The organism is Shewanella intestini (assembly GCF_018221465.1).
GTDB lineage: Bacteria > Pseudomonadota > Gammaproteobacteria > Enterobacterales > Shewanellaceae > Shewanella > Shewanella intestini.
On sequence record NZ_JAAIKR010000029.1, the window covers coordinates 1 to 3401 of the forward strand.

Below are 3401 nucleotides of genomic sequence, written 5' to 3' on the forward strand. Positions count from 1 at the left end.
TAATTTGGCGCCTGGAAATGACCTACTCTCACATAGGGAGACCCTACACTACCATCGGCGATACTGTGTTTCACTTCTGAGTTCGGAATGGATTCAGGTGGGACCACAGCTCTATGGTTTCCAGACAAATTGGATTTATCTACCACTTCTTTCTTCAAAAGCAGTAAATAATAATTCGGAAAGCTAATCTTTTGTGTCTCTACACTCTATTTAAGCGCTCTATTCTAACGCTAAGGTTTTTCGTAAAACCCATCTGGGTTGTATGGTTAAGCCTCACGGGTCATTAGTACAAGTTAGCTCAACGCCTCACAACGCTTACACACCTTGCCTATCAACGTAGTAGTCTCCTACGGCCCTTTAGAGGTCTTAAAGACCTAGGGATGACTCATCTTAGGACTCGCTTCCCGCTTAGATGCTTTCAGCGGTTATCGATTCCGAACGTAGCTACCGGGCAATGCTATTGGCATAACAACCCGAACACCAGCGGTTCGTCCACTCCGGTCCTCTCGTACTAGGAGCAGCTTCCTTCAATCATCCAACGCCCACGGCAGATAGGGACCGAACTGTCTCACGACGTTCTGAACCCAGCTCGCGTACCACTTTAAATGGCGAACAGCCATACCCTTGGGACCGACTTCAGCCCCAGGATGTGATGAGCCGACATCGAGGTGCCAAACACCGCCGTCGATATGAACTCTTGGGCGGTATCAGCCTGTTATCCCCGGAGTACCTTTTATCCGTTGAGCGATGGCCCTTCCATTCAGAACCACCGGATCACTATGACCTACTTTCGTACCTGCTCGACGTGTCTGTCTCGCAGTTAAGCTGGCTTATGCCATTGCACTAACCGTACGATGTCCGACCGTACTTAGCCAACCTTCGTGCTCCTCCGTTACTCTTTGGGAGGAGACCGCCCCAGTCAAACTACCCACCAGGCACTGTCCTCAACCCCGATTCAAGGGTCAGAGTTAGAACATCAAAACTACAAGGGTGGTATTTCAAGGTTGACTCCACATCATCTAGCGACAATGCTTCAAAGTCTCCCACCTATCCTACACATGTAGGTTCAATGTTCAGTGCCAAGCTATAGTAAAGGTTCACGGGGTCTTTCCGTCTAGCCGCGGGTATACGGCATCTTCACCGCAATTTCAACTTCACTGAGTCTCGGCTGGAGACAGCGTGGCCATCATTACGCCATTCGTGCAGGTCGGAACTTACCCGACAAGGAATTTCGCTACCTTAGGACCGTTATAGTTACGGCCGCCGTTTACCGGGGCTTCTATCATGAGCTTCTCCGAAGATAACCCAATCAATTAACCTTCCGGCACCGGGCAGGCGTCATACCGTATACTTCCTCTTGCGAGTTTGCACAGTACTGTGTTTTTGATAAACAGTTGCAGCCACCTGGTATCTGCGACTGCCAGCAGCTTAGAGAGCAAGTCTCATCACCGCCGGCAGCGTACCTTCTCCCGAAGTTACGGTACCATTTTGCCTAGTTCCTTCAGCCGAGTTCTCTCAAGCGCCTTGGTATTCTCTACCCGACCACCTGTGTCGGTTTGGGGTACGATTCCTACTAACCTGAAGCTTAGAAGATTTTCCTGGAAGCATGGCATCAACTACTTCATCACCTTAGTGACTCGTCATCAGCTCTCAGTGTATGTGCACCCGGATTTGCCTAAGTGCACCACCTACAACCTTAAACGCGGACTACCAACGCCGCGCTAGCCTAGCCTTCTCCGTCTCTCCATCGCAGTTAGCAAAAGTACAGAAATATTAATCTGTTTCCCATCGACTACGCCTTTCGGCCTCGCCTTAGGGGTCGACTCACCCTGCCCCGATTAACGTTGGACAGGAACCCTTGGTCTTTCGGCGAGGGAGTTTTTCACTCCCTTTATCGTTACTCATGTCAGCATTCGCACTTCTGATACGTCCAGTGTGGGTTACCCCTTCACCTTCAACCGCTTACAGAACGCTCCTCTACCGCTTGCACCTAAGTGCAAACCCATAGCTTCGGTGTATTGCTTAGCCCCGTTAAATCTTCCGCGCAGGCCGACTCGACTAGTGAGCTATTACGCTTTCTTTAAATGATGGCTGCTTCTAAGCCAACATCCTAGCTGTCTAAGCCTTCCCACATCGTTTCCCACTTAGCAATAACTTTGGGACCTTAGCTGATGGTCTGGGTTGTTTCCCTTTTGACGACGGACGTTAGCACCCGCCGTCTGTCTCCCGTATAGTACTCATTGGTATTCGGAGTTTGCAAAGGGTTGGTAAGTCGGGATGACCCCCTAGCCTTAACAGTGCTCTACCCCCAATGGTATTCGTACGAGGCGCTACCTAAATAGCTTTCGAGGAGAACCAGATATCTCCCGGTTTGATTGGCCTTTCACCCCCAGCCACAAGTCATCACCGCATTTTTCAACATACGTGTGTTCGGTCCTCCAGTTGATGTTACTCAACCTTCAACCTGCCCATGGCTAGATCACCGGGTTTCGGGTCTACACCTTGCAACTAAACGCGCAGTTAACACTCGGTTTCCCTACGGCTCCGCTATTCGCTTAACCTCGCTACAAAATGTAAGTCGCTGACCCATTATACAAAAGGTACGCAGTCACGGTCTCAAGAACCGCTCCCACTGCTTGTACGTATACGGTTTCAGGTTCTATTTCACTCCCCTCACAGGGGTTCTTTTCGCCTTTCCCTCACGGTACTGGTTCACTATCGGTCAGTCAGGAGTATTTAGCCTTGGAGGATGGTCCCCCCATATTCAAACAGGATGTCACGTGTCCCGCCTTACTCGTTTTCATCATCGGTTAGTTTTCGTGTACGGGGCTATCACCCTGTGCCGCTGTGCTTTCCAACACATTCCACTAACACCCCAATGACTTAAGGGCTAATCCCCGTTCGCTCGCCGCTACTAGGGGAATCTCGGTTGATTTCTTTTCCTCCGGGTACTTAGATGTTTCAGTTCCCCGGGTTCGCCTCCTACACCTATGTATTCAGTGTAGGATACATGCTTATGCATGTGGGTTGCCCCATTCGGATATCGTTAGCTCAAATGCTTGTTACTAGCTCGCCAACGCTTTTCGCAAGTTACTACGTCCTTCATCGCCTCTGACTGCCAAGGCATCCACCGTATACGCTTAGTCACTTAACCATACAACCCAGATGAGTTTCATCTGTGCTGTATTGTGACCAGCTGGTTTTACTTGATAATTCGCATACTCTTTCGAGCTGCTCTATCGCCTTAGTTTTAGAATATTCAAGACACTTAAATAAAGTGTTTTGAGAACTCAATGCACTATTAAAAAGGGATTAACTTCTTAACAGTACGATTTGTATTAATTACAACAACAGACATCATTGCAATTAAATACTATCAGCTTTCCAAATTGTTAAAGAAC

At 48.9% G+C, this 3401-nt stretch carries 2 rRNA genes; both read right to left on the reverse strand.

Annotated elements, in window-relative coordinates:
- Nucleotides 1–9 precede the first annotated feature (9 nt).
- Nucleotides 10–125: ribosomal RNA gene (gene rrf, locus G3R48_RS16860) — 5S ribosomal RNA — on the reverse strand.
- Between the two features lie 137 nt (nucleotides 126–262).
- Nucleotides 263–3154: ribosomal RNA gene (locus tag G3R48_RS16865) — 23S ribosomal RNA — on the reverse strand.
- Between the last annotated feature and the right edge of the window lie 247 nt (nucleotides 3155–3401).